Annotated in this window: 2 protein-coding genes; one reads left to right on the plus strand and one right to left on the minus strand. The window is 38.6% G+C overall.

Features of this window, described 5'->3' with window-relative positions; all coding sequences use genetic code 11:
- Positions 1–357: glutathione peroxidase (locus ACEWK1_RS21645; RefSeq protein ID WP_416636644.1), on the minus strand; the 357-nt coding region annotated here is incomplete at its 3' end.
- 225 nt (positions 358–582) lie between these two features.
- Here ACEWK1_RS21645 and ACEWK1_RS21650 point away from each other — a divergent pair.
- On the plus strand, positions 583–1,068 hold the full coding sequence (locus tag ACEWK1_RS21650) for an HIT family protein (RefSeq protein ID WP_212134912.1): 486 nt from the start codon (positions 583–585) through the stop codon (positions 1,066–1,068).
- Positions 1,069–1,899 lie beyond the last annotated feature (831 nt).

Below are 1,899 nucleotides of genomic sequence, written 5' to 3' on the forward strand. Positions count from 1 at the left end.
GGATAGCACGCCTTTCTTTTGTTCTTTTAGAAATGAAAAGAGAGGATCAGCAGCATCACCGTTTACATCGATCTTTGCAAACATAGGAAAAGATACACCGTAATTTAGCTGACAAAACTGAGTTGTTTCCTCAATATTTTCATACTCCTGATCATTAAATTGACCACATGGAAATCCTAAAATCTCCAAGCCCTTACTATTATATTTTTCATAAAGCTCTTGCAATCCACTAAATTGATTCGTTAAACCGCATTTACTTGCAGTATTAACAATAAGTAAAGGTTTCCCTTCATAATCACTTAAAGATTTTGTGTCACCGTTTGGTTTTTTAACTGTGAAATCAAATACTGTGTTCATCTTGATTTCCTCCTCGTATATGTAAAGATCGTGTGCGATTAAATCGTATCAGATTTAGTTTGTTCTTTCAATGATATTGTTTTGTTTCTTAAGAAAAGAGGGGACTTATGTTTGAATTTTTGGGAGGAATGATTTTCGAAAAAGATGTTTATTTAATGGGAGGCTTGTTATATATTTACTTGTGGTATGTACATAGAAGATCATTTAAATTAGAGGGAGAACACAATGAGAAAAATAACTCTATCCAACGGAAACACCGTAGAAGTTGAATGCTTAAGTTGTGCCTTAACAAGTGGATTAATTGAGCCTGAGGGCGGTGTTGTGATTGAAACAGAATTCTTTCATGCACATCAAGATGTTGCCTACCCGATAAAAGGATTAGTCATTTTGGCATCTAAGCGACATATTAAGTGCTTAGATGAATTAACCGAGGAAGAAAGAATCGATTATATCACTGTTTTATCCAAAATCAGAAAGGCTCAAAGAGAAACATTAGGAATAGAGCATGTTTATTATTTTTATAACGAAGATACAACTCACCATTTTCACACATGGATGGTTCCACGCTATGAGTGGATGTATGAGTTTGGTCGTTCTGTCGAGTCGGTAAGACCGGTTCTTCTTCATGCTAGAAACAATATGAATAGTAAGCGAAATATGGAAGAAGTAATAAATGCGATAGGTGTTTTGAAGGAAGCTTTGAGGGATTAGTTGTAACCGGCACGGACCTGGAGTTAGGGGGTTGATTGGCTTAGTTTGCTGAAATGGGGGACAGAGCAGGACTTTTGTCTTGATTTTGAGTTAATGGGGGACACAAGTTTGCGTTTGCAGCTGATTTTTGTCTCGATTACCGCGTTATCGGGACACAAAATTGCTTTTACAGCTGATTTTTGTCTCGATACCCGCGTTATCTGGACACATCTTTGCTCTTTCTGCTGATTTTTGTCTCGATTACCGCGTTATCGGGACACATCTTTGCTCTTTCTGCTGATTTATGTCTCGATTCTCGCTTTATCGGGACACAACTTAGCCCTTGCAGCAGATTTATGTCTCGATACTCGCTTTATCGGGACACATCTTTGCTCTTACAGCTGATTTATGTCTCGATTCTCGCTTTATCGGGACACATCTTTGCTCTTTCTGCTGATTTTATGTCTCGATACACGCTTTATCGGGACACATATTAGCCCTTGCAGCAGATTTATGTCTCGATACACGCTTTATTGGGACACAAGTTTGCTTTTACAGCTGATTTTTGTCTCGATTACTGCTTAATCGAGACACATCTTTGCTCTTACACCAGATATATGTCTCGATACATGCTTTATCGGGACACAAGTTGGCTCTTGCAGCTGATTTATGTCTCGATTCTCGCGTTATCGGGACACATCTTTGCTCTTTCTGCTGATTTATGTCTCGATTCCGGCCTAATCGAGACACATCTTTGCTCTTTCTGCTGATTTATGTCTCGATACACGCTTTATCGGGACACATCTTTGCTCTTATAGCTGATTTATGTCTCGATTCTGGCCTAATCGGGAC

Origin of the sequence: Metabacillus sp. YM-086 (assembly GCF_048059995.1) — a bacterium.
Taxonomy (GTDB): Bacteria; Bacillota; Bacilli; order Bacillales; family Bacillaceae; genus Metabacillus; species Metabacillus litoralis_B.